This is a genomic window from Nocardia noduli (assembly GCF_019038455.1).
Lineage (GTDB): Bacteria > Actinomycetota > Actinomycetes > Mycobacteriales > Mycobacteriaceae > Nocardia > Nocardia noduli.
The window spans coordinates 142174-169008 of the sequence record NZ_JAFMPL010000005.1 but is presented as its reverse complement, the minus strand read 5'-3'; the positions used below and the strand labels follow the sequence as shown (position 1 = coordinate 169008).

The window sequence follows — 26835 nt, the reverse complement described above, 5'->3', positions numbered from 1 at the left end:
GTGAGCTCTGCTTACTCGGCGGCTAGGCGTTATGTCCGTTTGACAACGGTCGATTCGACAACTATTTCGATGCCTCGCACATCGACCGCTAGCGAGGTGCCGGTTGCCAAGGGGGTGCGAGGGGGATGGTCGATGGTTGCGCGGTCGGTCGGATGGCGGAGTCCCCGTAGAGTTCTCGGCAGTGGACCGGCTGCGGGTGTCGGCCGGTTCGCTGCCCAGTTCTCCTGCTTTGCTTGGGATTTCGGTCCAAGCGCGGCGGTGGAGGCGTCCCGACTGCCCGGTGGTTGGTGCGTGTCCGTCCGTCGCGGTTGGCGCGGAGGACGAAGCCCCGTGTGGGCGGAGCGAAAGGACGCGGTTCACCGATGAGTTGGTCCATGGGTAGGTTCGAGCGCGGTCGCGAGACCGTCGGCACCCTCGCCAAGAGAGGCGGGCAGGTGGTGTTGATCGGCCTGCGAGTCCTGTCGGTCGTGTCGATGCTGGTGAACGTCGTCGGGAACGATGACGCCGCCAGCACGGCTATGACCGTGCTGGCGGCGATCGGTAGAGCGGGCAGGATTCTGGTTAGCGTCACGAACTGACAGGATCCGACCCTCTGGGAAGACCCTCGGGGCAGCGTCGTGCGGCGCGAGACCTCGGGGGCCTTCTCCGAGGCAAGCCTACGGACAACCACAACCCCAACGAAATCCCGCGGTCGCCCACTACCGCTGGAGCAGGTAGCCCAGCCGCCCGCGGCCGGTGACCGGCGGGGCGGCGTCGCCAACACCGTCGAGGACTGCCCGCAATCCGCGGACCCGGGCGGGGCCGAGGTGGTGGGCGATACCCATCTCGGGCGACTCCGGTGAAGCCGCCGCCGCCGCAGCGGCGGGCTGTGGTCGGGCAGCGACTCAAGCCAGTCGAGGACTCCCCGAAGGTCGGCGCGGGCCACGACGGTGATGCCCTCGACCGGGTCGAGGTCGGCGGTACCAGGGCAACGGCCAGCGAAGGGGGATGGGATGTGGAAAGCGGTTGGCGTCGTGCGGGTGTCAGGATCGCGGTGTGTGCGGCGTGGATTATTGGGGTGCGCGCAGGATCTCGAATTCATGTAGCGCCCATCCGAGGGCGGCGCGCAGCAGGGGACTGGTGGTGACGGTCGCCTCGTCGGTGATCTCTGCGCGTCGCCAGTGGGTCGGGGAGCACACTACGACTTGGCGGACGGTGCCGATGCCGTGGCCGTAGGTGTAGGTGCGGTCCAACCGGATGACCGCCCCGACCGCCCCGACCGCCGCGGCTGCGCGGCGGCGGGCATCGGCCGCGGCGCGGTGGTGGCGGAGCGCGTCGGTCCGCCACTGGCAGGCGTACGGGTGCTCGGTGGGGGTGAGTGCTTCGAGCACGCGGCGGGTGACGCCGTGGTGCTGGACGGGTCCTTCGGTTTCGTGCAGGTGTTTGACGACGATCTCGGATGTGCCGTTGCGGTGGCTGCGCAGATACAGCACCACATGCGCCGACACCGTCGCTGGTGTGGTGGTGGTGTCGGCGATCGCGGCGTAGAGGGCATAGGACCAACCGCCCCGGTGGCCGGTGCCCAACGCGGTGCGGCAGTGGGCCACGACCCGGTGCCCGTCGCGCAGCTGTTCGCGTAGGTTGTCCAGGACGAAGCGGTGGGTGTCGACCGATGCCGACACCTGGTATCCGGTCGAACCCATAGAGGTCTCCTCCCGATTCGGGGGCCACGGGGGCGCGGGTGGGTCAGCGGTGGTCTCCGATGAAGTCGCTCAGTCGGTGCTCGGCGGCGTCGCCGAGGTCGGTGACCGGTCGGGGTTGCTGCCGGGACCGTCGAGGGCTGCCCGCAGTCCGCGGACCTGGGAGGGGCCGAGGTTGTGGGCGATAGGTGTCCCGGGTGACTCCGGTGAAACTGCCGCCGCGGCGGCGGGCTGGTGGTTGGGCCGTGACTTGAGCCAGTCGAACACTCCCCGAAGATCGGGGCGGGCCACGACGGTGATGCCTTCGATCGGGTCGAGGTCGTCGGTGTTCTCGCCCGCGGCGATGACGACGTGCCGGAATTCCGCGCGCGCTGCCGCCGCGATCAAGGCCCTCAGCGCGTGGGGGGGGGTGGCTGGGGCGCAGCCTGCCGTCGAGGCCGACCTCGGCGAGGAATACGACATGGTCGAGCAGCCCCCTCCACGGCGGGTCGACGGCGAGCTGGTGCAAGGTGACCGCGACCGCCAGATCGTGCGGCGGCCGGTGGCCGGAGCCGCCGAGCCGGTAGAGGCGATACGGGTCGTTCGGATATCCGGCGTCGCTGTTGAGCAGCCCGGCGCGGACTCGATTCCGGGTCTCGGGCGGGACCGGGTACGCGGGCACCGATTCGGCGACCGGGTCCGGCACAGCGGTGAAACTGGCCGCGATCATGGCCAGCTCGGTACCACCGGGGTGGGTGAGGGTCACCGTCCAGGCGAAAGTATCGATCACAAGGGTTCTCCGTTCGGTCGTCCCGGGGATGTCGTCGCCGGGAAACGGCTCGGTGGGCAGGCCACCGCAGACGAGACAGATGTCACGGGGCACCGCGGCCGGGGGTGAGGTGCTCGGCGCTGTTCATCGCGGAATCCGTTCGGCCGGTGCGTGGATCGGCGTGTGGGCTTCCGGGGGGGGCTGATCGGGGGCCTGGGTGCTGAAGGCGGTGAGGGGGCGGCCCGCACGCCAGTTGGTCCAGGCGTCGGCGATATTGGGGCGCGACGCGCCCGCGGCCACGAGCACGGCGTAGGCGTGGGCGAAATCGACCGCGTCACCGGACCCGACACCGGCCGCGTCACACCAGCCACGCACATAACCGAGAGCCTCGGCACACAGCCACCACGCCGTCCGGTTCCCCAACGCCGCGTCGTACTCCTCGAAACGCGGTGCCCGCTCGACCGAGACCCGGGCGGGGGCCAGGTTCGCTGTCAGGTCACCGGCGACCCGCCACGCGACCCACGCCTCCGCCAAATCCGGCACGAGAACACCCTCACTGGTGAGTGATTCGGTGACACGCTCGGCGTAGGCGGCGGCGAACGCCCGGGCGGTGGCGGCATCGGGGGTGGACGGGTACTGGATGTGCAACACACCCCAAACGAAGCCCTCGGCACGCGCGCGGGCATTCTCGGCGTGAACGTTGGTGGCGGACGGGTCGGTGGGCACGGGTATGGACATGAGGCATGACTCCTTCGCAACAAACAACAACGCCGCCGTGGTGCACGGCGGCGGCGTATCAGTCGGTCCGACAGTGGATTTCGAGACGGCCCGGTGAGCCCTCGGCGGTCCTATCGTGTGTCGGATCCGCGTAGGTGCAGGGCTTCGACGATGTCGTGGGTGCTGGGGTGATCGGCACCGCGCAGGTCGGCGATGGTGACCGCGACCGCGAGGGTCCCCTCGGCGCCGCGGCGGGTGATCCGGCCCAGACCCAGTGCCGCCCCGAGTGGCGCTGCCTCCTTGGGCGACAATGGGAACTGTCGGCACAGCAGCGGTGCGGGGACGCGGGCATTGCTGGTGTAGCCGTGCTCGCGCCACCGCCGGACCGCCGCCGCGCGTGCCGCGCTCACCCGTGCACGGACTTCGGCGCTGGATTCACGCGAATCGTCTCCGAAACCGCGACGGGTGTCGGGGTCCTCGCGCACGGTGATGTCGACCCGCTCGGCCAGCGCACTGTGCAGCCGTTCCCTGTGACGGCGTTTGGCCGCTGCCGGGCAGGCGCAGCCGGTGTCTTGGGTTGCGGGGCAGAGGCATTCGGCCGAGGTGAACACCGCGACGGTGTCGCAGGGCAGTCGCAGCACATTGTCCCGGTTGGCCGCCACGACTTCACCGTCATCGAGTGAGACCCGTAACGCCTCGATGGTGCGGTCGTGCAGTTCGGGATAGGACTCCAGGTGCAGCACACCGAGATGAGCGCGCGCGAGCGCGCCGGGACGTGCCGTGGCGGCGCTGCCCGACAACGCCCGCGCACTCGCCGAATGATGGACCTCGACATAGGGGCGCGCGCTGAGTGGTGCGAGCGGCCCCTCGGGCAGCAGGCCGGTCAGCGCCGCGATCGCCCGGACCTGGAGCGACTCGGTCTCGGTCAGGCGTGGCAGCAACCCGGGCAGGCGGCGAGCGAGCGCGCCGAGCCCGGCGGTCGGAGGTCCGATCAGGCGCAGGTGGTGTCCCCCGGCCGCGGCCACCTCGAGCGCCCACCGCGCCCGGAAGTGACCACGGATGTCACTGAGATCCACACCGGTGAATTCCGGCGGCACCGCGACAGCGACAGGACTGGACAGGGCGTCGTCGGTGCCGCCGAGCCAGGCCAACACCGCCGCGAGGTGATCAGCACCGAGAACGGTGATCCCCGATGCGAGAGCGGCCTCGGTCGAACTTTCGCGCGGCACGATCACGGTGGTGTGGCCGTGGTCGCGGGCGGCCAGGACCGCGGGCAGGATCCCGCGCACGGCACGTACCGTGCCGTCGGGGGCGAGTCGCCCGAGCAGCACGACCCCGGCCAGCCGCGACGCGGAGATCGTGGCCGGGGCGTCGGCGGCGAGTACCGCCACCGCCACGGCGAGATCGTGCACACCGTCGATACCTGAGCTGACCGGCGGCGACATGGTGAGCGTGATCCGGGCCTGTGGCCATTCCCGCTCACTGGCGGTGACAGCCGCACGAATCCGGTCGAGACATGCGGGCATCTGGTCCTCGGAGCGACCGGTCACGGTGAGCGAGGGCAATCCTGGGGTGACCTCGGCCGTCACCTTGCGTGGGTGCCCGGTGAGTCCGGCCACGTTCACCGACCACGCCACCGCGCCCCTCACCGGCCACCCTGAGCGAGCCGTTCGACGGGCGGGGGCAGACGACAAGCCGAAACCGCAGCGTGAAGGAAAGGACTGGAAGCGATCATGGATCTCTCCGATCTCGAGGGTGCCGGGACGAGGGGCAGAAGCCGCAGCAGGGCAGGCCGGGCAGAGGAATCGGTCGAACAGCGACCGAACGGGTCGACGGCGCTGTCGGGGGCGACGAATACTGTGGCGTGACAGCGGATTGCGGGAGGCCGGCGCGATTCGCGGGGTGGTCAGTGGCCCGACGTCGTCGGCCCGGGTGTCGCTGGGTTCAGGCGGCGGGGAGGTAGGTGCGGGCCTCGACCAGGGCACGGACCTGGTTGTGGACTTCTTCGGGCCAGCGCACCGGCCCGGTGATCGCGAACTCGGTCACGGGGAGTTCGACAGGGTCACCGTGCACACGCGCGACCGGGCGGCGCCGCGCGCGCAGGCGCACCACTCCCGGGTCGGTGATCGGTTCGGGTGGTGTGGCGAACCAGTACGGCGGGTGCGCCCATGCCGCGTCGTAGTCGATGCCGTCGAGGTGCCAGGACCAGCGCTCGGCCTGAAGGCCATGCTGGTAGTCGAGTTTGGTCTTGCCGGGTTTGCGTTTCGGGCGCGGCGGCAGGTTGGTGACGGTGGTGTCGAGGTCGGCGAAGATATCGGGGAACCGTTGGCGGGCTTGGTCTTCGGTCATGACAGCGGTGACGTCGTGGAAGCGGACCGTGTCGTCGGTGGTGATCCACCGATGCCCGGTCATCTTCGCCGTGATGGTGTGCAGCATCAGCGGCGAGAGGGAGAAGTTGACCACCGACACCGATTTCGGATTCACGCGCGTGATCTGCCGCCACGTCGACCCGTGAGCGCGCACGAAGTCCCCGACCGTGAAATCCTCACGGCGCCAGCCCAGAGTCTGGCCTTGGTCGATCTGGGATTGTCGGACCTGTTTCCAGTAGGCGATGTCTTTCTCGCGCTGGGTCATCCGGGCCAGTACCCGCTCCCGGTACTCACCGGTCGCCGGGCTGGTGGTGTCGGTCTGATACACCTCGCCGCGGCCGTCGAGGAAGCGGCGGGTGTGCCCGTCCAGGGTGCGTTGATCGCCGCGCTGCTCGGCCTCGAGGGTGTCGATCCGGTTGGCGACCGTGCGGGGGGAATTGCGCAGTTCGGTGGTGTAAGTTGCGGATTCGGCGCGATGGTGGGCGCGGGTGGCGTCGCGGTCGGCCTCGACCGAGCGACCGAATGCCTTCCACGCCTTGTCGATCGCGTTGCGATGGCGGCGTTCGGAATGGTGTCCGATCTTGATGGGCTCTCCGAACGGGGGTAATCGGTCGTGGGCTCGCTGATGGGCGGCCTCCGCGGCGTCGGCTTTCGCGTCCTTGCGCGATGCCTTGTCCCGCAACGCCTCGACCCTATCGGCCTGACGGCTCGCGCGGTCGGTCTCGGCGTCCTCGGTCGCGCGCGAGGAACGGTCGATGTCGACCTCGACGGTATACCCGGCCTCACGCAACTTCTCGGCGGCGTAGTCGATGTAGTACTGCTTGGGTTGGCGATCACGGGAGGACACCACGTACCAGCCGTCCAGGCTGCGGCCCCACCGCCAATGCCCGATCGTCTCGCGTACCGCGGACATGATCTCGTAGGTGCCGTCACCGCGGTCGGTGCCGGTCAACAGGGTGCCCTCTTCGGCGGTATGAGAGATCGTGAGTGCCGACACGAGCACCACCTCCTTCCAATAGTTGTCGACATGCGCATGCGGGCATGATTCGGGCACGATCGTGGGGTTGCCGTGGTCGCGGACCCAGGCAACCGAGGTCGGTCTCTACCACAAGCGGGTTGGGGGAGCCGGTGGTCGTGGGCCGGTCGGGGTGGGTTCGTCGTGGGTGAGGTCGTCGACGGGCTCACCGATCCACGCCGCGGTGGAACGCGAGATCAGAGATCGACGCGATGACTCACCCCGGGCTCCTCGGTGATCCACACCCCGCCCGCGCGGTATTCGCCGGACGCGGTCAGGATTGCCGCGTACTCGGCGGCGCGGTCGCTCTCGGCGAACCACCCGGCCGCGCTGAGATCAGGTAGGCCGGGGCGAACCTCGGCACTGACCAGAATGGTGCAATCGTCGCGGTCCGACGGCCACACGAACGAGCCATCGGAGGAGATCGTGCGCGTGGAACCATCCCGATAGTGCGCGACATAGCCCAGCGACCCGGAGACCTCCGGGGTGTGACCGTCGCGCTCCGAGGAGACAGCGTCGGTGTGCCTGCCGCACGCCGTGCACAATCCGCTGGTGCTGACATCGGTGTTGTAGCAGCGGGCCTCGGTGCGTTTGACGACCGGCCCCAGGAAACGATCCTCCATTCCAATTCCTTTCGACGTCGTGGATACAAGTGGTGGGCACGGGTGGGGTCGCGGTCGGCTTCGACCTCGCGGCCGAACGCTGTGCACGCCTTGTGATTGCGGAGCACGAGAGTGAACCCGGGCAGTCCGGCGGTGTCGTCGTGTTCGTCGCCACGGCAAGGGGGTGTCAGACGCGGCCGGGAGCGGGTGCGGGTGCGGGCAGTCGGTAGTCGTGGGGGCCCAGGCGGGTGAGTTCGTCGTAGGTGAAGTCGTCGACGGCCTCACCGATCCACCGCGTGAGGGGGCCGGGCAGTGGCGCGTCGCCGTGCAGCCAGGCGTCGAAGATCTCGCCGAGGTCGAACAACCTGTCGGTCTTGCGGTCGAGCACACACAGTCGGGCGGCGTCACCGCAGCACACCCGCATCAGCGACAGCTCGGACGCGATCTCGATATCCCCGAACAGCCGACCGATGTGATCACCGGGCACCTCCGCCAGGGGTCCGCGGCCGAGGCGGCCGGTGAACATCCCGGGATTGAAGAACTCCCGCAGTCCGGTGATGAGTTCGTGTCGGCGTGCGGTGATGACCGCGAATACCACCTCGCTGAAGGTGTCACCGACGCTCGACTTCCGGATCGCGGCCCGCACGCGTGGCAGTTCGGCTCGGGTGAGAGTCCCGCCGACCAAGGCCAGCAGATCCGCCACCGACACCACCACCGAACCCGGCGCTGCACTCACTGGCTCCGTATCCGTCGTCGGCCGGGTCGGCGGCGGGTCGGCCGGGTCGGGGTCTTCGTCGCAGCCGCCGACCTCGAGGTAGGCGCCGGACAGCCGGTCGTGTTCGGGGATCTCCACCAGGGTCAGTCCGCCCTCATCGATTCCGACATGCCCGGACAGGTCCAGGCCGGAGGCCCACGTGCGTAGTTGCTGGACGGGGATCATGGCAACTCCTGCTTTCGCTGGTGTCGGAGAGGAATCTCGCGGTGGTCCTCGGTCAGAGACGGCCGGTGATCAGGGACAGGACGCCGTTGGCGACCTCGACGATGTGCTCGAGGTGGAACCGCGCCGCCTCGGCGGAGGAGACCTCGTCTTCGGGGAACAGCAACTCGGTGAACCCGGTGGTCAACCCGAGTCCCTCCTGGCTGCCGTCCTGGTTGCGCAGTACGAGGGTGAACCCGGGCAGCGCGGCAGTGTTGTCGTGATCGAGGCACAGCTCCAGGCGCGGATCCTCGGTGAGGACATCGGCTTCGCACGCGGCTTCGAACAACGCCACCAGGTCACTGGCGGGCATCAGGTCGTGGCGGCCCGGTAGCAGACCCTCGACCCGGTCGGCGTGCACCGCCAGCCAGCCCGCGAACGCAGGTTCATCGATGGCGAACGGGACCGGTTCGTGGTGGGCGATGACGAAGGCGGTCTCGGGCCTACCACTCACCGCAGCGACGGCGGGGCATTCGTCGTCGTCGGGGTCCTCGGCGGTGAGCAGTTCGTGTGCGCGGGCCAGCAGTGCCTTCTGGTGCGCGCCGAGGATGTCGTGGGGTCACCGGTACTGGCCCACAGTTCAGCGGCCGTGCAGATCAGGCTTTCGGTCTCCAAGGTGGTGAACTCGTGCTGGATCGGGGACACGGGTGTCGTCCTTTCTGTGGGGAGGTAGGACGGCTCACGCCGGCCGTGACAGGCCGGGACCGCGAAGCTGGAAGCGAACAGAGGTCGGCCCGACGCGAATCACGCACGAGCCGAGAGGGTCGGCGCGATGCACCGGATGCGGTGCCTGGTGTGGTGTGGTGTCAGTCAGCGCGGGAGGGCCGGTGCTCAGGCGGCGACCCGAGAGTCCGCGTGATGCAGTGCGGCGTGTTCGAGTGCCCATAAGCGCTCGTCGGCGTGTCCGCCCCACCGGGTTTCGAAACCCATGCGTTTCTTCGGGCTGATGGTGTTCGGGGCGGCGACGAAGAACTCCTCCAGGCGCGGATAGGTCTCGGTCTCGACGCTCAGCCACAGCCGGGTGTGCTCACCATCGACTCGCACAGCGATCTCGAGGCTATCTGCCAGGTCGAGGACGTACCGCTCGGCCACCGTGCGGTCGGCGCGGTGGATGATCTCGACCGCGCGCCATGCCTGGGCGCGGGCGCTGTAGCAGCGCCGTACCCGGTACACCGCCCACTCGCATGAGTCCATCACCGCGTCGGCCAGGGCGTGGACCTCGACCGCACCGTCGGCCCTGAGCCTGTCGCGCAACGATTTCCCTGGCCCGAACAGTCCGCTGCGGTGGTTGAGCGCCAGTGCGCAGTACTCGTCGACCAGATGGCGGTAGGCTTCCTCGGGGTATGCGCGGTAGCGGGCGAGCTGGTCGGGCCAACTGGGCACGGAGACGAAACAGCATTGACGACAGCAACTTTTCGGCCACCACACGCCGAACAGTCCGTACAGGTAGCCCTGGCTCATGGCGCGGGACATCCTTGTCGTGGCACAACAGGTGTCAGATAGGTCTATGTCCTGTTTGGGGGAGTGCGCTCGTCTCCGGTCTCGTGGCGATAGGTCCGGGTGTATGTCTCTATTCCTGTGCCGAGTATGTGATGCAGATCATCGGTGTGCCGAGTCGTAGGTTGTTGGCAGACGATGGCGAACGCGCATCATCGACGAGAGAGCTGTCCGTGTGATGAAAGTCGTTGCTGTCGCGGGTTTTGGGGGTCTGCGTGCTGTCTTGTCCGTGCCATGCACGGACAAGACAGATTGAGGTCGGCCCTTCTTCCGTAGGCGGGAGAAGGGTAGGCGGGCGTGGTGAGTTGGGCGAGCAGGTGGTGGACGCGGTTGGCGATGTCGTCGCGGATTAGGCGCATGCGTTCGATGCCGTCGATCCCGTGCTGGGAGGGTTCATCGGTGTCCCAGTTGATGATTCGCTGGCCGTCGGCGGGTTCGAGGGGGGCTTCGCGGCCGAGGGTGACAGGTTCAAGCCGCCGGTGTAGCCGAGGGTTTTGATCTCGTCTAACAGTCGCAGCACGGGAACGCCCGGATCATCGGTGCGACGCCGGCGTAGGTGGTCGCGGTAGGGATCGACCAGAGTCGGTCGATACTGGGGTGGGCGGCGCAATCGGTCCGGCTCGGGTGCGCGTGGGTAGCGTTTGACGGTGTTCAGCGAGATCTCGAGGCGACGTGAGCAGTCCAGCAGACCAGGGGCCGAGCCGACTTGACCGGATGCTACCTCCGCTTTATGCTCGAACATATACGGAGGCATAATCCGTTTTTATGTGGTCGCAGGATCACCGGAAGCAGGAGGGCGCATGAGGGCCAGTGAACAGCGGGGGCGAAAGCCCCGAGTGGACGTCCAGCGCAACCGCGCGGCCCTTCTGGAGACCGCGCAGCGTCACTTCCTGCGACATGGAGTCGGCACCTCGCTCGAGGCGGTGGCCAAGGAGACGGGCGTCGGGCCCGGCACCCTGTACCGGCACTTCCCCACCCGGGAGGCGCTGCTGGCGGCCGTGCTACAGACACGCTCCGAGGAGCTGGTGGCCCGCCGGGCCGACATCGAGCAATTGGGCGATGCCGGCGAGGCGTTGGAACAGTGGCTGCGGGCGATGGAGGACTACTTCAGCACCTTCAGCGGGCTCCCGGACCCGCTCATGGCCGCGGCCCAGGCGCAGGAGCCGGACAACCCGCTCACGATTCCTTGCGACATCTTCATCGCCGCCACCGACAAGTACGTGGAAGCCGCGCAGCTCGCGGGGCAGGTGCGTTCGTCGGTGCGGGGGTACGACCTGTTCCTCGCGGCCTGTTCCATTGCCTGGATCAAGGGCAACGGCGCCGACGAACAGTCGCTCGACCGGCTCCGCACGCTGCTCGCCAGCGGCTACCGCGAGCGGGACCAGAATGCGTGAACCGTTGGACGCCCGGCTCGCTCAGGTCTGAGCCGCCAGCGCCCGATACCGCAGTTTTCAAGGAGATTCAATGAGACATTCACCAAGAGTGCTGCCCGCTGACGCTCGCCGCATTGTGGCGCAGGGAGGTCTCGGCTACCTCGAGGGCGCCCGGTGGCACCGTGGGGCGCTGTGGTTCTCGGACATGACCCGGTGCAAGATCAGTCGCCTTTCCCCCGGCGAGCCGCCCGAGGATGTCGCCGATGTGCCCGGGCGCCCCTCGGGTCTCGGTTTCGGCCCGGATGGGGCACCGATGGTCGTTTCCATCGACGACGGACGGCTGCTGCGGGTGGGACGTAGCGGACTGGAAGAACTCGCCGATCTCGAGTCGGTCGCGTTCCATCCCAATGATATGGCCGTGGACCGAGAGGGCCGCGCCTATATCGGTCCGCAGGGCTACGTTTTCGGAACCGATCCCATCGGTGTGGGTTTGATCATCTGCCATCCCGATGGCCGAATCGACACCGGCGGTGAGGATCTGATATTCCCCAACGGCATCGCTATCTCCGGCGACGGGCGAACCCTGGTCGTCGCGGAATCGTTCCGGGCGCCACGGACCAGGCTCACTGCGTTCACCGTGACCGACGACGGCGCGCTGACAGATCAGCGCGTGTTCGCCGAATTCGGGTCACCGGATATAGAGGCGATCGATGGCATCGGCATCGACAGCGAGGGTGCGGTGTGGGCGGCCTTCCCGTGGATCGGTGAATTTCGCCGCGTCCTCGATGGCGGCGAGGTCACCGACGTCATCCGAATCGACCCGGACACCGCGACATATCCCGACGGCGGCACTTTCGCGGTGGATGCGGTACTCGGCGGACCGGAGATGAAGACCCTCTACCTGCTCATCTCCGATACCAGCCCCGAGCGCCTCGGCAATGGCATGGATGCCACGGGCCGGATCGAAGCCATTGAGGTCGAGGTGGCGGGAATCCGAGACTGACGGCAGGCTCCTACGTCGGCGCAAGCGTCTCCGCGACAGTGTCCCGGAGTGCTTCGCCCCCGCTGCGACAACCATCCTGGAGGACGTAGTGGAAACGAGTCGCGCCGTCCACCGCTGACCGCGCCGCCCTCGGGCGTGAAACGGCATGAGGGTGGTTTCGGCGCCGCGAAGTACACCAACACACCACGAATACCGACAAGCGAACACCAATAGCGCGCAGTCCCCTGCTCTGCGCCGGAGTCTTGCCGTGGCGCCGCCCGCGAGCACTCGCAAGGCGCTCGGCACCCACAAAGTGGGTCCTGCACAGCCCTCCATGACGGCTCCTGGCGGGTCATCCGCACTGTGCCCGGCCGCTATGGCGGCTGCGCGCCATGGGAAGGAACTACCTTGACCGGCACGGCATCCCCCTTCACCGGCCTGGCGCGCTCCCGGCGCTCCCCCCGCAAGTTCATGCCCGCCCCCCTGCCTCCTGCGGACATCCGTGGGGTGCTGGAAGATGCGCAGACGGCCCCCTCGAACAGCAACACCCAGCCGTGGGCAGTGCACATCGTCTCGGGTGTGGAACGGGACGCGCTGGCCAGGGAACTGCTCCAGGCCGATGAGGATGGACGCATCTCCCCGGATTTCACCGCCGACTACGGCGAGGGAATCTACTTCGAGCGGGCGCAGGCCCTTGCCGCGGGCTACTACGGAAGCCTGGGAATCGAGCGCTCGGACCGGGAAGGCAGGAAGGCGGCGGTCCGCGAAAACCTGGAGTTCTTCGGGGCTCCCCACGTCGCGCTCCTGTTCATGCCTGCTTTGGGCGACGGGGTGCGGACGGCCGGTGATATCGGCATGTACGCGCAGAACTTCCTGCTCTCGCTGGCGTCGAGGGGGTTCGCCGGCATTCCGCAGACCATGCTCGGGCTCTATGCCGGCACCGTCCGCGCGGTCCTAAATGTTCCCGAGGATCTCAAGCTGCTGTTCGGCATCTCCTTCGGTACGGCCGACCCGGCGGCACCGGTGAACGCGTTCGGCAGGACACGCATCCCGCTCCAGCACAGCGTGGTCCTGCACAGCACTCCCGGTGTCCTCGACGGTCAGTAGCCCGTCCGCCCGCTGCTGCCACCCGGCGCGTGGGTCCTGGCCGCCAATCGGTCGGCTGGACCAGGAGCCCGCGCCCACGCCTTCCTCGCACTCGCCCGATCCGCCCTTGACAATGCGGAGGATGGCTCCGTATTTTGGGAAGGGATCGGAGGTTGCCTCCGTTTTTCTCGCCTCGTTTGGAGGAGCAACAATGACAAGCCGACAGATAGTTCTGGGAATGCAGTTCAGCGGCGGTTACGGGGCAGAACCCGGGGCCTGGCGGCTGCCGGGTGCGAACCTGAACAGCTACACCGACATGGACCAGTTCGTGCGCTACGCACAGACCGCCGAACGCGGCAAGGTCCAGCTGCTGTTCATCGCCGACACCCCGGTCCTGGACATGGACCTCACCCACCACGCCCCGCGCCAGGCGATCGACCCGCTGCTGCTGCTGACCGTCCTCGCGCGCGAGACCGAGCGGATCGGTCTGGTCACCACCGCCTCCACCACTTTCACCGAGCCCTACAACCTCGCCCGCCAGTTCAAGGCCTTGGACGTGATCAGCCACGGCCGGGCCGGCTGGAACGCGGTGACCACCTCCACCCCCGCCGCCGCGGCGAACTTCGGCAGCAAGATCCCGCCGCGCGCGCAGAAGTACGAGCGTGCCCACGAGGTCATCCAGATCGTGCAAGCGTTGTGGGGCAGCTGGGAGAAGGACGCAATGCTGCTCGACGTCGAGAAGAAGCGCTACGCCGACATGGACAAGATCCGGCCGATCAGCCTGCGGGGCCGCCACGTCGCCTCCCGCGGCCCACTGCCCATCCCCCCGTCCGAGCAGGGCCAGCCGGTCATCTTCCAGGCAGGCGGCGGTGAATACGGCCTCGAGATCGCGGGCCGTTACGCCAGCGGCGTCTACGCCAACCCATACACCATCGAGGACGCCCGGGCCCAGCGCCAGGCCCTGCGGGACGCCGCCAAGCGCGCGGGCCGCGACCCGGACGAGGTGAAGATGCTCGCCGGGTTCATGCCGACCATCGCCTCCTCCCGCGCGGCCGCCCTGGAGCGGCGCCGCTTCCTCGACGAGGTCGTCGACCTGGGCCAGCGCGTGCGCTACCTCGGCACCATGATCGGCCTCCCGCTCGACCCCGACCAGCTCGACGAGCCCCTGACCACGCAGCAGTTGGCCGACGCCGCGCCCAGCCCGCACGACCCGCGCTCCGCCCGTGCCCTGGAACTGGTCCGGGAAGGCTGGAGTCTGCGCGACGTGCTCGCCCACGGTGTGATCGACTATCACCCGGTGATCGCCGGCACCGCCACCGACGTGGCCGACCACATGCAGCAATGGTTCGAGGCGGGGGCATGCGACGGGTTCTCGATCGCCCTCGACGGCTTCCACGACGGCTTCGACGCCTTCGTAGACCAGGTCGTCCCGATCCTGCAAGAACGCGGGCTGTTCCACGAGGACTACGAAGGCCCCACCCTGCGCGAGAACCTCGGTGCCCCTGAGCAGTACGGCCTCGACCTGCGCGTCTCCGAGCAGACCCGGCCGTGACCACCGCGGCGTCCGGCACCGCCGGCCGTCCGGCACCGCGAATCCGTCGGCGTCCCGCGCCGTCAGCCATCTCCCGCGGCCTTTCCTGGGCCCACCCCCGATCATGCATGACACTCGCTCGACGAACTGGCCGACGTCGCCGCCGGCAACGGCAAAGCGCAGAGCGACCGGCCATTCGCACCACCCCCGGAGCACCCCCGCATGAATAAACCCTTACTGACCACCGACCGTGGCACTTTCGGTGACGACGCACCGCCCCGGAGTGACGTCGCGGTGTCCGCATCGGCCATATCGGCCCCCGCGGCCGCCAGAACTCCCGCAGGGCGCGGGCTCGTCCCCGTCCTGGCATTCAGCGGCATCGTCGTCGCCGTCATGCAGACCCTGCTCGTCCCCGTCATCGCCGATCTCCCGCGACTGCTGGACACCACGCCGTCCAACGCCGCCTGGGTGATCACCGCGACGCTGCTGTCCAGCGCGGCCGCCACTCCGGTCTTGGGGCGGCTCGGCGACCTCTACGGCAAGCGCCGCCTCGTCCTCGTCAGCCTCGGGCTGATGGTGCTGGGCTCGCTGATCTCCGGATTCACCTCCGACCTCGTGCCCATGATCGTGGGCCGCGCCGTTCAGGGCTTCGCGTTGGGCGTCATCCCGCTCGGCATCGGCATCATTCGAGATGAATTGCCTCGCGAGCGGCAAGGATCGGCCATGGCGCTGATAAGCAGCTCCATCGGCGTCGGCGGCGCGATGGCTATACCGCTGGCCGCGCTCATCGCCCAGAACCTCGACTGGCACTGGCTGTTCTTCGGCGCCGCCGCCCTCGGCGCGGTGGCCATGGCCGCGATCCTCGCCGTCGTCCCCGAGAGCACCCAGCGCACCCCCGGCCGCTTCGACGCGATCGGCGCGCTCGGGCTCACCCTCGGACTCGTCGCCCTGCTGCTGCCTGTCTCCAAAGGCGCCGACTGGGGCTGGGGAGCCACCACCACGCTGGGACTCTTCGCCGCCACCGTGGTGATCTTCCTACTGTGGGCCCTGTTCGAGCTGCACGTCAAGGACCCGCTGTTGAACCTGCGCACTGCCTCGCGCCGCCAGGTCCTGCTGACCAACCTGGCCGCGATCACCACCGGCCTCGCGTTCTACGCGGTGACACTCGTCTTGCCGCAGCTGCTGCAACTGCCCGAATCCACCGGGTACGGGCTGGGGATGTCCATGATCGCCACCGGCGTCTGCGCGTCGTCCATGGGCCTCGCGATGATGATTGCCTCCCCGCTCGCCGCACGGCTCTCGGCAGCGCGCGGGCCGAAGGTCACCCTGATGACAGGGCTCGTGCTGCTCGCCGTCGCGTATCTGGCCGGGACAGCGCTGCTGGGTGCCGTGTGGCAGATCGTGCTCGTCGCCATCCTCGCGGGCAGCGGCGTAGGCGTCGCCTACTCGGCGATGCCCGCGCTCATCCTCGGCGCTGTCGATCAGTCGGAATCGGGCGCCGCCAACGGGCTGAACACGCTGATGCGGGCCATCGGCACGGCACTGTCCAGCGCCGTCGTCGGTGTCGTTCTCGCGAGCACGGCTCAGCACGTGGGAAGCGCCGAGGTGCCCACGCTGGAGGGCTTCCGCATCTCGTTCCTGATCGCGGCGGGCGCGGCGCTGCTGGGCCTGATCCTCGCGGCGTTCCTGCCGGGCGGGCAAGATGTCCGACGATCAGCCGGGACGGTGCCGCCGTTCGATGTGAACTCCGCCCGGCGCTACGGCGACGTGGCGGAGGAGGCAGCGGATTCGCTCGAATGAGGCGAGTACCCAGTCGCTGTTCGGGACGGCCCGCGGGGTCCAGATTCCCGAGATCTGGCGCTTGCGCGATGTGCAGCGCCTTGACCTGCGGATTTCCCGGGTAGCAGTCCAGCTCCGCGAAAACTGGCGGTAGCGGGTTACCGCGCATAGCTGCGGCCTATGTGCGGTAACTCCGCCTACGACCTGGGCGAATGCCACGACATGACCACGTCGACTCCGGAAACTATGTGCGGTAGCGGCTTACCGCCAGTTCCGTCGGCGGTGGACCCCACGGGCCGGGACCAGGACAACGTCTTCCGGGTTTTCGACATCGCAGATGAAGTTCAGCTCGCTCGAGGGGGCACACGAGTCGGGAGTGGAGCTGGTCGGCGCCGACTCGGACGAGTTCGATCCGCAACCGAGGACCGCGACCCCCAGCAGGGCGCCGATAACAATGGTGAACAGCGTTTCAATTGCCTAGTTCTTTCATTACTCCGCACGTCCGCTCTAGGGGGTGCGCCATACGCCATACCCTGTGGGCCTGACTGGCACCGGACTACGACCGTCAGGGATCGCGACTACCAGTGTGTTCGCCGTGGTCGACCCTGGCCCAGCGGTCTCCGACTCGGCGAGGTATTGGTCGGCCGTCCGTTGCACGATGATGCAGTCGGCGACGAGCCCGTCGACTATGGCCTTCACCCGCGCACGACAGTGGTCGTCGCAGAAGATCTACATGAAAACCACACGGTTCACGCGGATGGCCTGTTCGGGGGTGGATCTCAATTCGTCGATCCGCTCGGCCAGAACGGCAGCCGCCAGGTCGCGGCGCTTCGGCAATCTCGCGGCCTCGGCCGTCGCCAGCGCGGTCCGAAGCTCATCGCAGGTGAGGTCGGTGCAGTAGGAGGGGGCGCCGGGCTGCTGGCGCCACGATTGCGCCAGCGTTCCGGCATCGAAACCGTCGAATCCGGTGTCCTCGACCAATGCCATGCCCACCGCGCGTGCTCTGTCGTCATCGGCGGCGACCGGAATGGCGATACGACCCTCGGTTCCCGCGGGCGTGCCCCTTCGAGCAAGCGAATCGGACCCGATAGCGTTCCACGCCTTCACGATCGGTCGGCCCAATTGTTCTGCGACCCAAAGGCTCTCGACCTGTCCACTCTCAATGGCCTCGATCCGGGAGTCGCGTGACGGATAATAGTTCGATGTGTCGATGACGACCGTCGCGGCGGGCACGGTGGCGATCAACGGCGCGATCTGCGGAATGCGGTTCAACGGGATCGACAAGATCACGACGTCCACATCCTTCACCGCCTCGGCCGCGGAGACCGCGCGCGCACCCGAGGCCAGTATGTCGACACCGATCGTGTCCGGCCCTCGCGAGTTGGCCACCTTCACCTCATGCCCGGCTGCGCCCAACTTCAGAGTCAGGGTTTTGCCGATATACCCGGTACCGATAATGCCTATCTTCATGCGGAAACTCCCTTCTTTCATCCGCCAGCAGAGGCGAACACGCCGTATGCCGAACGCGTGCCCGGGGCGGCTTCTGCACCCACGAGCCTTCCTGACTGCATCACATCCAGAATAAACCGGATGCTAGCTCCGTATTCGTGTAACGTAAAACGGAGGCGGCATCCTGTCAAAATCTGACCTGCCTGGCCATGGTGTTCTTTGTCGTGAGCAGGCGTGCCCCGGCGACAGAGAACTCCGCGGCAGTGACGCCGGCAAGCAATCCCTACAGTTCAGAGAAGTCGAGGTCTGTTTCTGATGCGCGCTAGAAAGAAGCTCGTCATGGTGGCTGCGGCTGCTGTGACGGTCGTGGCAATCACCGGCAGTGCCGTCGGATGCGCTGACCCAGCCGACGCCACTGCCCGCAAGATCACCGGCACACTGCCCGACGGAGCCACCTATCTGTTCGAAGTGCCCGCCAACTGGAACGGCACGGTCCTGCTCTACTCCCACGGCTACAACCCTGGACCGTCCAACCCGGCGCGGGACGCCGGCTCGACCGAGGTGGGCGAGGAACTGCTCGGGCACGGGTACGCCCTCGCCGGTGGTTCCTACCCCGGCGTCGGGTGGCAGACCCCCAACGCGCTGGGTGACCAGATCGCCACGCTCGACGAGTTCGCCGCACAGGTCACCTCGCCTCGACGCGTCATCGCCTGGGGCGAGTCCATGGGCGGGGAGATCACCTCCTTGCTGTCCGAGCGGTACCCGGACAAGATCCACGGCGCGATCGCGATGTGCCCCGGTGTCGCCGGCACAGTGCCGTGGTTCAACACCTACCTCGACGGTGCGTTCACCCTGCGGACCCTGCTCGACCCCGACGGAACCGTCCCACTCGTCAACATCACCGACGTGGCCTCGGTCCAGAGCTACTGGACCCAACTCGTCAACAACGCGCAGAAGACGGCGCAAGGCCGGGCAAGGCTCGCGCTCGCGGCGGTCTTCACTACCCTGCCGACGTGGTCGCAGCCCGCAACCGCCGAGCCCGCCCGCGCCGACCACGCCGCCCAAGAGCTCAACCAGTTCTACAGCCTCAGCACCACGTTCACGGTGTTCCAGGCGGCGGTGCGCGCCGACATGGAATCCAAGGTCGGCGGGGCGTTCTCCTGGAACACCGGGGTCGACTACCGCACGCTGTTCAGCGGTCTCGGCCACGACGCGAAGGCCGAGGTCGACGCGCTCTACCAGCAGGCCGGGTTGAGTATCAGCGACGATTTGGATGCGCTCGGGGCCGCCCTGCGGGTCGAACCCAGCCACCCACAGGCGATCGCCGAGATGAACGAATACGTCCCGACCGGCTCCCCGCAGATGCCGATCCTGACCGTGCACACCACCGGGGACGACGCCGTCTTCACCACCCTGGAATCGCCCTACGCCGAGAAGGTGCGCGCCAACGGCGATGCCGCGCTGCTCAGACAGATCTACGTGTCCGCCCCGGGACACTGCAACTTCACCACCGACGAGGTGGTCGCATCGATCCAGACGATGGACCAGCGCTTGAGCACCGGCATCTGGCCGAGCACGAGTCCCGAGGCCATGAACAAACGCGCGGCCGACACCGGCACCGACTCCTCGCACTTCGTGGAGTTCCAACCGGACCCGCTGCCCCGTCCAGAGCTCTATCCGTAGTCCCGAACACGATAGGCATCCACCGTTCCCAACCCGGTAGGCGGGCGAAATTCGTTGAGGACCAGAAGCTTCGGGTCCACGCTCGACGATCGCGTTCGCGCCCGATCCGATCATTTGACCGGACAGATCCTCCGCTTTACGCTGTATTTTTGCGGAGGAGACATCCGTTTCGGTGCGGGCGCGGCATCATCTGAGATCAGGAGGGCGCATGACCACCAGTGACCAGCGAGAGCGCAAGCCCCGAGCCGATGTCCAGCGCAACCGCGCGGCCCTTCTGGAGACCGCGCAGCGCCATTTCCTGCGGCACGGTGTCGGCACCTCGCTCGAGGCAGTGGCCAAGGAGGCCGGTGTCGGGCCCGGGGCGGATTCGAGTCTTCGAGGGTGCCTTCGCTGATGAGGTCGGCGGTCATCTCGTCCATGGCGGCGATGACGTGGAACAGGAAGCGTCCGGCCGGGGTGGTGGTGTCGATGCCTCGTTTGAGCACGACCAGGTCGATGCCGCGTTCGTCGAGGGCGGCGGCGAGTTCGGTCATGTGCCGCACGGGGGCGCCCCTCGGGTCTCGGTTTCGGCCCGGATGGGGCACCGATGGTCGTTTCCATCGACGACGGCCGGCTGCTGCGGGTGGGAAGTAGCGGACTGGAAGAACTCGCCGATCTCGAGTCGGTCGCGTTCCATCCCAACGATATGGCCGTGGACCGAGACTGCGGTACCGAGCGGGGCCCGCGCGGCCGCGTCGGCGGGCGACCGACCGCGTTGACCGGGTTGCAGGTCATCAAGGCTCGCGAGATGTACGACGAAACCGACGAAAACGGCAAACGCCGCTACACCGTCGCCCAGATCGCCGAAACTTCGGCGTCTCACGCAAAACCGTCTACCGCCACCTCGACCGCAACCACCCGTAACCAGCGATCTATGGCATATCCGCCCGAAATTCGGCCGATGCTACGGCTACCTCGTCAGCCGTCCCGTACCGCCGGTGTAGCCCCGCCCGGACCGATCCGGAACCGGAAAACCGCCATCGCTGCTGGTCAAGCCATTGTCGTTGTTTTTCGCGCGGTTACTACCGGAACCCCGGTGTGGACCTCGAACAACTCGGCCGCACGCCGACAGGACAGCCGCGTCCGTCCCGTACCCGGGTCGAGGTCGTGGATGGCCACCGAGGGGCGGGCCTTGCGATCGGTGAGGAACAACGGACCGGATTTGCGCCCGCCCAGCATGCGCGGCAACAGCCGCGGTGCCGCTCTGCCACGCTACGAACCGCGTTGCTCGGTCTCGGGACCACCGTCGCGGTCCTGATCGGAGTCTCGATCGGTGCCGGGCTGGTACGCGGGATCATGTCCCTGATCCAGGCCACCGCGATCACCGAACGCTGGGGCGCAGCACATTACGGACGTCTCAACGGCCTCGTGACCGCACCCGTGGTCATCGTCTTGGCCCTCGCCCCCTGGGCCGGGACCGCGCTGGCCACCGCGACCGGCAGTTACGTCGACACCTACCTGGTCCTGGCCGCCATCGCCGTCCTGGCCGCGATCATCGCCCTCGCCTCAATACCGCGCCTTCGGGGTGGCACGGCTACAGTCCGGCCCCGTCCGGTGCACGGCCCGAGTAGTACCTGACCGAACCTGCACCGACTCATCGGTTGAGTTCGCGCGCCTTCCATTCGAGAAAGACGTACGCGGTCGGCGTGAACTCGACGGAGTCCTGCTCGGTCGGAGTACTGGATACGCCGAGAGCGCCCCTCACCACCGATGAGTAGCCGTCGGGCAGTCGCCCGTCGCGCTGCCGCACGAACAAGGCCCAGTTCTCCGGCGAGAGCGTGTCCCACCAGCCAAGGAGTAGATCGCGGCGTCGGGTCAGTTCTGCGGCGAGCATCGGCGCGAGATGCCATTCGTTCTCGTCCTGCGGGTTGTTCACCCATGTCGTCGAGGCGACCACAGAGCCGTGATCGCGAACGATCTTGACCACCAGTGAGGTGGGCAGCGGCGCCCCGGGTTCGGCCAGCAGGGTCACTCGATCCTCGAGGTCGAGGATCGTGAACCAAGCGAACGAACGCTCCTCGGAGTCATCGTCATTCATGTCGCGTATTACAGCAGCAAACACCGACGTGGCGAAGCGTGACGAGGATATTTCGCCTCGAGACAGGTGCGTGGGCAACGTCATCGCTACGTGTCGGTGCCTGTATCTATGCTGTGTCGAACCGCAGGTGCCGACAAGGGGGTTGCAGCGATGACCGAGCAGCGTGTGCGTGCCACCAGGCTCGCTTCCGAACTCGGAACGAACCTGGTCGCACTGCTGGGATTGATGCACGATCTCGGAGTATCCGCACCCAATGGCAACTCGGGGATTTCCGTGCGGGACGCCGCGACGGTGCGCGAGTGGTTCGACAACGAGCGTCGACGCGTGAGCGAAGAACGCGCCGCGCAGATACGTCGGGAGAACTCCGCGCTCCTCGACTCCTATCACGATATGCAGGCACCACGAGACCAGCGGATCGGCGAGTTGAGACCGAAATACGCGTGCGCGTGCTGTGGCCGCAACGTAGGGCGTCCCTCCTCGGCGCTGATCGAACTCGAAGCCGATCTCTACTGCCCACGGTGCGACTCGCATTACGAACAGCCCGACGAGCCAGCGGACCGGGAACTCGAGCGGCTGCGCGCTCACGACGCGGACCTGCGATCCTATGCTCGCCGGGCATGGCTGGCCCAGAATGTGTACCGCGACAAGATGAAGGCCGCCTACCGCTCCCGCGATACCTGGCGCACGACCTTGGCCGAGGTCGTCCTGCCCCACGAGCCCGATGACGACGGCCTCTGTCAGGTTTGCCGCCGACCATCGCCGTGCCCGGTGTGGACCGTTCTCGAGGAGACCAACCTCGGTGTCTATCGTGACGTGGAAAACCTCGCCACCCTTGACGAAGACGAACGTGAGAAGTTGCTGCACCCGGCACGATTCAACGACAGTGACTTCGAGGACATGCCCTGGTAGGCGAAGCGGGGTAGCCGGTCGACTCCGATGCGGCCGTGGGGAGGCCGCGATACGGGGTCAGTCACCGGCAGGTCTGAGGGGACGGATGTTGGTGTAGTCGGTGATGGCGTCGCGTAGGCGCAGAATTTCCTCGTGTTGGGCGGCCAGTCGTGACAGCGCGGTGGTGCGGAACAGGGTGGCCTCGGTCAGTTGATCTTGCTGTGCGCCGATCTGGGCTCGGAGTTTTTCCTCGGCCTGTTTGAGGCGGGTGATCTGGGCTTGTCGAGGGTCTGGGACCACGCCTGTGTTCTGAAGTTGTTGGCGGCGTTGGTCGAACTCGGTCTTGAGATGTTGGTAGGTGCTGTAGAGCGCGGCACGGGTGACCGCGGCTTCACGGGCGAGGGTCTGGACATCGCATTTGCCGTCGATGGGAACCTCGCCACGCAGCAATCGATCCATGGCGGCGCGGATACGGCTCTCGGTCTCACGGCGCCGCTCGGAGCTGATCCTCATGCGGTGGCATCCTTGTCATGGGCGGCGTCGATCTCGGCCAGGACCCGGTGTGCGCGGTCCAGTTTGGGTTCGCAGACGCGCTTTCTCGGTGGTTTGGCGTCGTCCGAGGGCGCCGAGGAAGGCTGTGGTGGTGTCGGCGGCGTCCTGCCACGCGGGGCGATGGCAGGGATGATGGGTCGCCTGGGGACAGCGCGAGGAGTCGCACATTCCGGCTAACGGTTTGTCCGCAAAGGGTGTTCCTGCCAGTTTCAGACAGAGTGCTTTGCTCGGGTCGGCGAACCAGCAATAGTTCGCGACCCCGAGGTGGAGGGTGTCGGCGCGTTTGCCGAGCAGGACCGCCAGTTCGCGATCGGTTCGTTTGACCGCTGGGGGCGCGGGCGGATCGTCATCGAGTTGGCGATCGACGGACTCGAAGAACGCGACCAGGTCACCGGCGCCGGGGCCCGATGGTCGGATTCCGTTGCGGTAGTCCTCGAATGCCTGCATCGTCAACTGCTGGTTGCGACGGGATTCCTCGTGCGCGATCTCGGTGAGGAAGAGTGTTTGTGATCCGCCGGGACGGGCTGCGTATCCCTCGGTGGTCGCGACCGAGATGTGTTTGAGGTGCACCTTCGCGGCCAGGACGCCGCCGGGCCGGTGAGCCAGTTCCAACGCCAGAGTGCGGCGCAGCATCTTCAGATTCACCGGGTCTCCGGGGATGGGCGACAGGCCCAGGCGTCGGCCGTCGTCGCTGTTGACCCAGGCACGGAACGAAGTGAGGCGCTGCGCGAAGCCGATCGGTCCGGGTTCGAGCAGGTGGGTGCTGGTTGGGCAGTCACGCAGTCGGTGTAGAAGTCCCAGGGCGTGGTGGACCTGTTCGACCACCACCCATTCGTCCCAGGTGCCGCCATGGGGCTGGCCCTTGATTCGTTTGCTCTTGATCCGGTAACGCACCAAGCCGTCGGCAACCGGGACCGGCGCGAGCCGACAGTCGACCGGCAGCTCGACGATTTCGCTCATCCGCATCCCGGTCACCGCGGCGACGATGACCAGACAGGCGGTCCTCAAGCGCTGCACCAGCCAGGACGGGCGGGTGTGGCCGGGTAGCGGCAGCGTCCACGGCACCTTTGCGCGGCCGTCGGCCCGGGACACGTGGGCCGCGTTGCGGGCGATCGGATGTTCGGTGCCGACTTGGTCGACGGCGGCGAAGAGTTCGGCGCGTCGGTCGGCGGGGATCTTCAAGCCCAAGGGGTGGCGGATGCCTGCCTCGTAGGCGAGGCGTTTGGTGCTCACCGACAGCAGGGGGTCGTGGCGATCCCATCCGCGGGCGAGCCGGCTGCGGACGTGCTCGTCGGAGGTTCGAGGCAAAGGTCGTCCGGTGCGGACATATTGCCGCACGAGCCGGGCGATGGCCGCCCATTGCCCGTCCGCGCCGCGATGCTCGTCGAAGCGTTGTTGCCAAGCGTGTTCGCGCTCTCGTTCGCGGTCGCGCAGTTCGAGGATGTGCTCTGCCAGTTCTTCGGTCACGAAGAACGCCGCCGCCAACAGGGGCTGCAACACGTCTTGGCGCACCGGCGGTGTGCTGTTCTCCCCTCGATTGCCCAGTGCGAGGACGTGGGACACCGTCCGGCCTGGCCACGGTTCGAAGCCCGGCCGGTAGGCTCCCGCGGTGAACAGTTCGGCGTAGGCGGACAGTTCCTTCACCGGCGTGAGGATGTTGAGCCGGTACTCCGGTGAGGTCGGACCCACGGCTTCGCCGTCGCGGTTGTGGACGTGGTGAGACCACAGCAGGAAGGCGTCGCAGTGGTATTGGTCGACATCGGCCAGATCCCGGATGCCTCGCGAGGTGAGCCAGCCCAGCCATTGTCGAAGATGGCGTAGCCGTGACCGACAGGTCGAGATGGTCAGTGGAGTGCGCAGCGCGCCGGGCAGGAGCCGTACCGCGTCGTGGTGCGGGGACAACAGAGCGAAGATGTACTCCTTGCTCGTCATCCGCCATCCGAGGTCTTCGATCGCGGTGAAATCGATGATGTGCCCGCCCGCCGACAGGTGCCGCGGCAGTCCGACCACCCCGGTGAAATCCCACACGTCTTGGTCGAACATCGGCCGGGAGCGACGTCTGGGCGCCGACATCGTGAGTCCGGTCGCTCGACAGAGGTCGGCTCCGGCCAATCTGGACGTAGCGATGCCACGATCGGCCGTGCGTGGTTGTGAATTCATCGCGTGAACTCCTCGGGGTGCAAGGGCAGTTCGCGATCGGTGCCATCGACCCTGAGCGCTGCGGACTCGAGGTCGCGGGCGGTGAACACCGGCGAGCCCAGGACCTGGTCCAACCTCTGCGCGTGCGGACCGAACACGGCCATGAACTGAGGTGCGGGCATCTGGGCCCACTGGCGGGCGAAGAACGCCTTGAGCCGGAACAGATTCGGGAGATGGCGCGGCGCGAACACCGCGAGCGGGCACAACAGACACACCCACGGGCGGGCCGGGCACGGCTTTCCGGCGGGACCGTGCAACCCGGCCAACTGGTCCGCGCAGGCCGCGGTGAAGACGTCACGTTCACCGGCGAGCAACTCGGCGAGGACCTCGTCATCGAGGAGCCACCGCTCGACGAGTTCAGGGTAGCGCTCGACGAACTGTGCGACGTCCTCGGTGTCCGACATCGTCGGTGGCTGCGCGCGACGAACCAGGTCGTGCTGAGCGCCGGCGATGATGTCCTCGACCGCGTCCTTCTGTGCCGGTGTCGCCACCTGAAGATAGTGATCGCCTTCGACCTGCGGGGAATGGTTCGGATCGATCGTGGCCCGCGGACTACCCCGCCACCTCCGGCGGTCCTTCAAGGACTCGAAGGTCGTGCGGACCCGATGGGCGTGCAATCGCAGCGCGGCACCGGAATCATCGAGCAGTCCGGCACGCCGCACCCACTTCTCATTGGAAGCGACCGGCCCCGACGCCCACCGATCATGTCCCGTCGGCAGGAAACGCACCCACAGACGGCTCCGCAACGCCGCAGGTGCATGTCTTCTCGTGACCGAGGAGTGCTCGAGCCACTGTTCCAGCAGCCTCGTCGCCCGGGGCGGCAGTGTGAGGGTTTCCCGTGCGGTGCGCCCCTTGACGTAGTCCAGCAGGACCGTGGAATCCCCGGCCCACTCGATGTCACCGAGCCCGAGGTCGGCCAGCCCGTCGGGAACGATGCCGCAGTAGGCACCGAACAAGATCTGATACGCCTTGACCACCTCCCCTGTCGGGAACAACCCCGACAGGGCCTCGACGATGCCACCTGGATACAAGTTCGCCGGGACCGCGCCCGGACGATTTCGGCAGCGCCGCACTGTCTGTCCCAGAACCTGGGAGGTATCCGGACCACCGTGGAGCAGCATCCACTGAATAGTGGCTTCGCTCCACCCTGACACTCGAGGATTCGCTCCGGACTCGGCCTGAGCCAGAGCCCGCCGATGCCCCTTGATAGATGGTTCGATCGACGCTCTCGCGGCGCTGATCAGGCGGCTCCACTCGCTCTCGGTATAGGGCGGCAGGGTGTTTCGGGTATGTCGCGGGTTGGCGTTGAACATTCGTCCATCGATCAGCCGTCGCACATCGATGTCCATTACGCCGTGCAGGTCGTCGTAGCGGCGCAGCATGATCCGCGTATAAGACTCGGTTCTGTGCACGGACCTCATCCACACCTCGACCAACAGACTCCGGCTCAGCTGCTCGACACCGCCGGTGAAGCCCACCTCGGTCAAACTGGCCGCGAAGGCGCGCCACGCCGACAGATAGCACTCGACGGTGCGGTCGGAATCAATGCGGCCGTGTGGATGGACCAGATCCGCCAGCGCCACCAGAAGCTGGCGCGCCAACCGTGATGGCGTCACGCCGGTAACGGTCCTGC

At 67.4% G+C, this 26835-nt stretch carries 26 protein-coding genes and 3 pseudogenes; 10 read left to right on the top strand and 19 right to left on the bottom strand.

Features of this window, described 5'->3' with window-relative positions:
* Positions 1-374 precede the first annotated feature (374 nt).
* A complete protein-coding gene (locus tag JZ792_RS05980; protein ID WP_216907651.1) occupies positions 375-578 on the top strand; it encodes a hypothetical protein in 204 nt (67 codons plus the stop codon).
* 120 nt (positions 579-698) lie between these two features.
* Here JZ792_RS05980 and JZ792_RS42600 read toward each other — a convergent pair whose 3' ends face one another.
* The 13 genes and pseudogenes from JZ792_RS42600 to JZ792_RS41860 all read right to left on the bottom strand — a co-directional run.
* Complete coding sequence (locus tag JZ792_RS42600; RefSeq protein ID WP_256461368.1) at positions 699-824, bottom strand: hypothetical protein; 126 nt, start codon at positions 822-824, stop codon at positions 699-701.
* A gap of 225 nt (positions 825-1049) precedes the next feature.
* Positions 1050-1682, bottom strand: a complete 633-nt coding sequence (locus JZ792_RS05975; protein WP_216907649.1) for a hypothetical protein — start codon at positions 1680-1682, stop codon at positions 1050-1052.
* Between the two features lie 69 nt (positions 1683-1751).
* Positions 1752-2066, bottom strand: coding sequence for a hypothetical protein (locus JZ792_RS05970; protein WP_216907647.1), 315 nt, complete (start codon positions 2064-2066; stop codon positions 1752-1754).
* Between the two features lie 505 nt (positions 2067-2571).
* Positions 2572-3165, bottom strand: coding sequence for a hypothetical protein (locus tag JZ792_RS05965; protein WP_216907645.1), 594 nt, complete (start codon positions 3163-3165; stop codon positions 2572-2574).
* Positions 3166-3275: 110 nt separating this feature from the next.
* Entirely contained in the window at positions 3276-4793 is a 1518-nt protein-coding gene (locus tag JZ792_RS05960) for an ATP-binding protein (protein WP_216907643.1), read from the bottom strand.
* 295 nt (positions 4794-5088) lie between these two features.
* Positions 5089-6510, bottom strand: a complete 1422-nt coding sequence (locus JZ792_RS05955; RefSeq protein WP_216907641.1) for a DUF3560 domain-containing protein — start codon at positions 6508-6510, stop codon at positions 5089-5091.
* Between the two features lie 215 nt (positions 6511-6725).
* Positions 6726-7151, bottom strand: a complete 426-nt coding sequence (locus tag JZ792_RS05950) for a hypothetical protein (RefSeq protein WP_216907639.1) — start codon at positions 7149-7151, stop codon at positions 6726-6728.
* A 166-nt stretch (positions 7152-7317) separates the two neighbouring features.
* Positions 7318-8070, bottom strand: coding sequence for a hypothetical protein (locus JZ792_RS05945; RefSeq protein WP_216907637.1), 753 nt, complete (start codon positions 8068-8070; stop codon positions 7318-7320).
* A gap of 52 nt (positions 8071-8122) precedes the next feature.
* A complete protein-coding gene (locus tag JZ792_RS05940; protein ID WP_216907635.1) occupies positions 8123-8560 on the bottom strand; it encodes a hypothetical protein in 438 nt (145 codons plus the stop codon).
* Positions 8557-8751, bottom strand: coding sequence for a hypothetical protein (locus JZ792_RS05935; protein ID WP_216907634.1), 195 nt, complete (start codon positions 8749-8751; stop codon positions 8557-8559). Before JZ792_RS05935 ends, JZ792_RS05940 begins: the two co-directional genes overlap by 4 nt.
* A 186-nt stretch (positions 8752-8937) precedes the next feature.
* Positions 8938-9567, bottom strand: coding sequence for a hypothetical protein (locus JZ792_RS05930; protein ID WP_216907632.1), 630 nt, complete (start codon positions 9565-9567; stop codon positions 8938-8940).
* 332 nt (positions 9568-9899) lie between these two features.
* Positions 9900-10067, bottom strand: a pseudogene (locus JZ792_RS41865) (low molecular weight phosphatase family protein); the annotation flags it as partial.
* Positions 10067-10291, bottom strand: a pseudogene (locus JZ792_RS41860) (ISL3 family transposase); the annotation flags it as partial. The pseudogenes JZ792_RS41860 and JZ792_RS41865, both read right to left, overlap by 1 nt.
* A gap of 112 nt (positions 10292-10403) precedes the next feature.
* Here JZ792_RS41860 and JZ792_RS05925 point away from each other — a divergent pair.
* The 5 genes from JZ792_RS05925 to JZ792_RS05905 all read left to right on the top strand — a co-directional run bounded on the left by JZ792_RS05925 (position 10404) and on the right by JZ792_RS05905 (position 16375).
* Entirely contained in the window at positions 10404-10997 is a 594-nt protein-coding gene (locus tag JZ792_RS05925; protein ID WP_216907630.1) for a TetR/AcrR family transcriptional regulator, read from the top strand.
* 70 nt (positions 10998-11067) lie between these two features.
* Entirely contained in the window at positions 11068-11979 is a 912-nt protein-coding gene (locus tag JZ792_RS05920; protein WP_216907628.1) for an SMP-30/gluconolactonase/LRE family protein, read from the top strand.
* 387 nt (positions 11980-12366) lie between these two features.
* Complete coding sequence (locus tag JZ792_RS05915; protein WP_254189361.1) at positions 12367-13065, top strand: nitroreductase; 699 nt, start codon at positions 12367-12369, stop codon at positions 13063-13065.
* 217 nt (positions 13066-13282) lie between these two features.
* Entirely contained in the window at positions 13283-14596 is a 1314-nt protein-coding gene (locus JZ792_RS05910) for an NtaA/DmoA family FMN-dependent monooxygenase (RefSeq protein WP_254189360.1), read from the top strand.
* Positions 14597-14797: 201 nt separating this feature from the next.
* On the top strand, positions 14798-16375 hold the full coding sequence (locus JZ792_RS05905; RefSeq protein ID WP_216907624.1) for an MFS transporter: 1578 nt from the start codon (positions 14798-14800) through the stop codon (positions 16373-16375).
* Positions 16376-17083: 708 nt separating this feature from the next.
* Here the strand turns inward: JZ792_RS05905 and JZ792_RS05900 are convergent.
* On the bottom strand, positions 17084-17824 hold the full coding sequence (locus JZ792_RS05900) for an NADPH-dependent F420 reductase (protein ID WP_216907622.1): 741 nt from the start codon (positions 17822-17824) through the stop codon (positions 17084-17086).
* A gap of 336 nt (positions 17825-18160) precedes the next feature.
* On the opposite strand from JZ792_RS05900, the gene JZ792_RS05895 reads away from it, so the two are divergent.
* Both JZ792_RS05895 and JZ792_RS41855 read left to right on the top strand, forming a co-directional pair.
* Positions 18161-19486, top strand: coding sequence for an alpha/beta hydrolase (locus JZ792_RS05895; RefSeq protein ID WP_216907620.1), 1326 nt, complete (start codon positions 18161-18163; stop codon positions 19484-19486).
* Between the two features lie 208 nt (positions 19487-19694).
* Complete coding sequence (locus JZ792_RS41855; protein WP_254189359.1) at positions 19695-19880, top strand: hypothetical protein; 186 nt, start codon at positions 19695-19697, stop codon at positions 19878-19880.
* Between the two features lie 40 nt (positions 19881-19920).
* On the opposite strand, the pseudogene JZ792_RS43190 reads toward JZ792_RS41855, so the two are convergent.
* A pseudogene (locus tag JZ792_RS43190) lies at positions 19921-20019 on the bottom strand (hypothetical protein); the annotation flags it as partial.
* Between the two features lie 730 nt (positions 20020-20749).
* On the opposite strand from JZ792_RS43190, the gene JZ792_RS05885 reads away from it, so the two are divergent.
* Positions 20750-21103: a hypothetical protein gene (locus tag JZ792_RS05885; protein WP_254189358.1), complete on the top strand. Its 354-nt coding sequence runs from the start codon at positions 20750-20752 to the stop codon at positions 21101-21103.
* A gap of 16 nt (positions 21104-21119) precedes the next feature.
* Here JZ792_RS05885 and JZ792_RS05880 read toward each other — a convergent pair whose 3' ends face one another.
* Positions 21120-21647: a hypothetical protein gene (locus JZ792_RS05880; RefSeq protein ID WP_216907616.1), complete on the bottom strand. Its 528-nt coding sequence runs from the start codon at positions 21645-21647 to the stop codon at positions 21120-21122.
* A gap of 66 nt (positions 21648-21713) precedes the next feature.
* On the opposite strand from JZ792_RS05880, the gene JZ792_RS05875 reads away from it, so the two are divergent.
* Positions 21714-22472 carry a hypothetical protein gene (locus JZ792_RS05875; protein ID WP_216907614.1) on the top strand — a complete coding sequence of 253 codons (759 nt, stop codon included), beginning with the start codon at positions 21714-21716 and terminating at the stop codon, positions 22470-22472.
* Positions 22473-22529: 57 nt separating this feature from the next.
* Here the strand turns inward: JZ792_RS05875 and JZ792_RS05870 are convergent, their stop codons facing one another.
* The 3 genes from JZ792_RS05870 to JZ792_RS05860 all read right to left on the bottom strand — a co-directional run bounded on the left by JZ792_RS05870 (position 22530) and on the right by JZ792_RS05860 (position 26818).
* Positions 22530-22964 carry a hypothetical protein gene (locus tag JZ792_RS05870; RefSeq protein ID WP_216907612.1) on the bottom strand — a complete coding sequence of 145 codons (435 nt, stop codon included), beginning with the start codon at positions 22962-22964 and terminating at the stop codon, positions 22530-22532.
* A gap of 15 nt (positions 22965-22979) precedes the next feature.
* A complete protein-coding gene (locus tag JZ792_RS05865) occupies positions 22980-25046 on the bottom strand; it encodes a site-specific integrase (RefSeq protein ID WP_216907610.1) in 2067 nt (688 codons plus the stop codon).
* 113 nt (positions 25047-25159) lie between these two features.
* The gene (locus tag JZ792_RS05860) at positions 25160-26818 is read right to left on the bottom strand and encodes a hypothetical protein (RefSeq protein WP_308165171.1); all 1659 of its coding nucleotides are present in this window, start codon (positions 26816-26818) and stop codon (positions 25160-25162) included.
* Positions 26819-26835 lie beyond the last annotated feature (17 nt).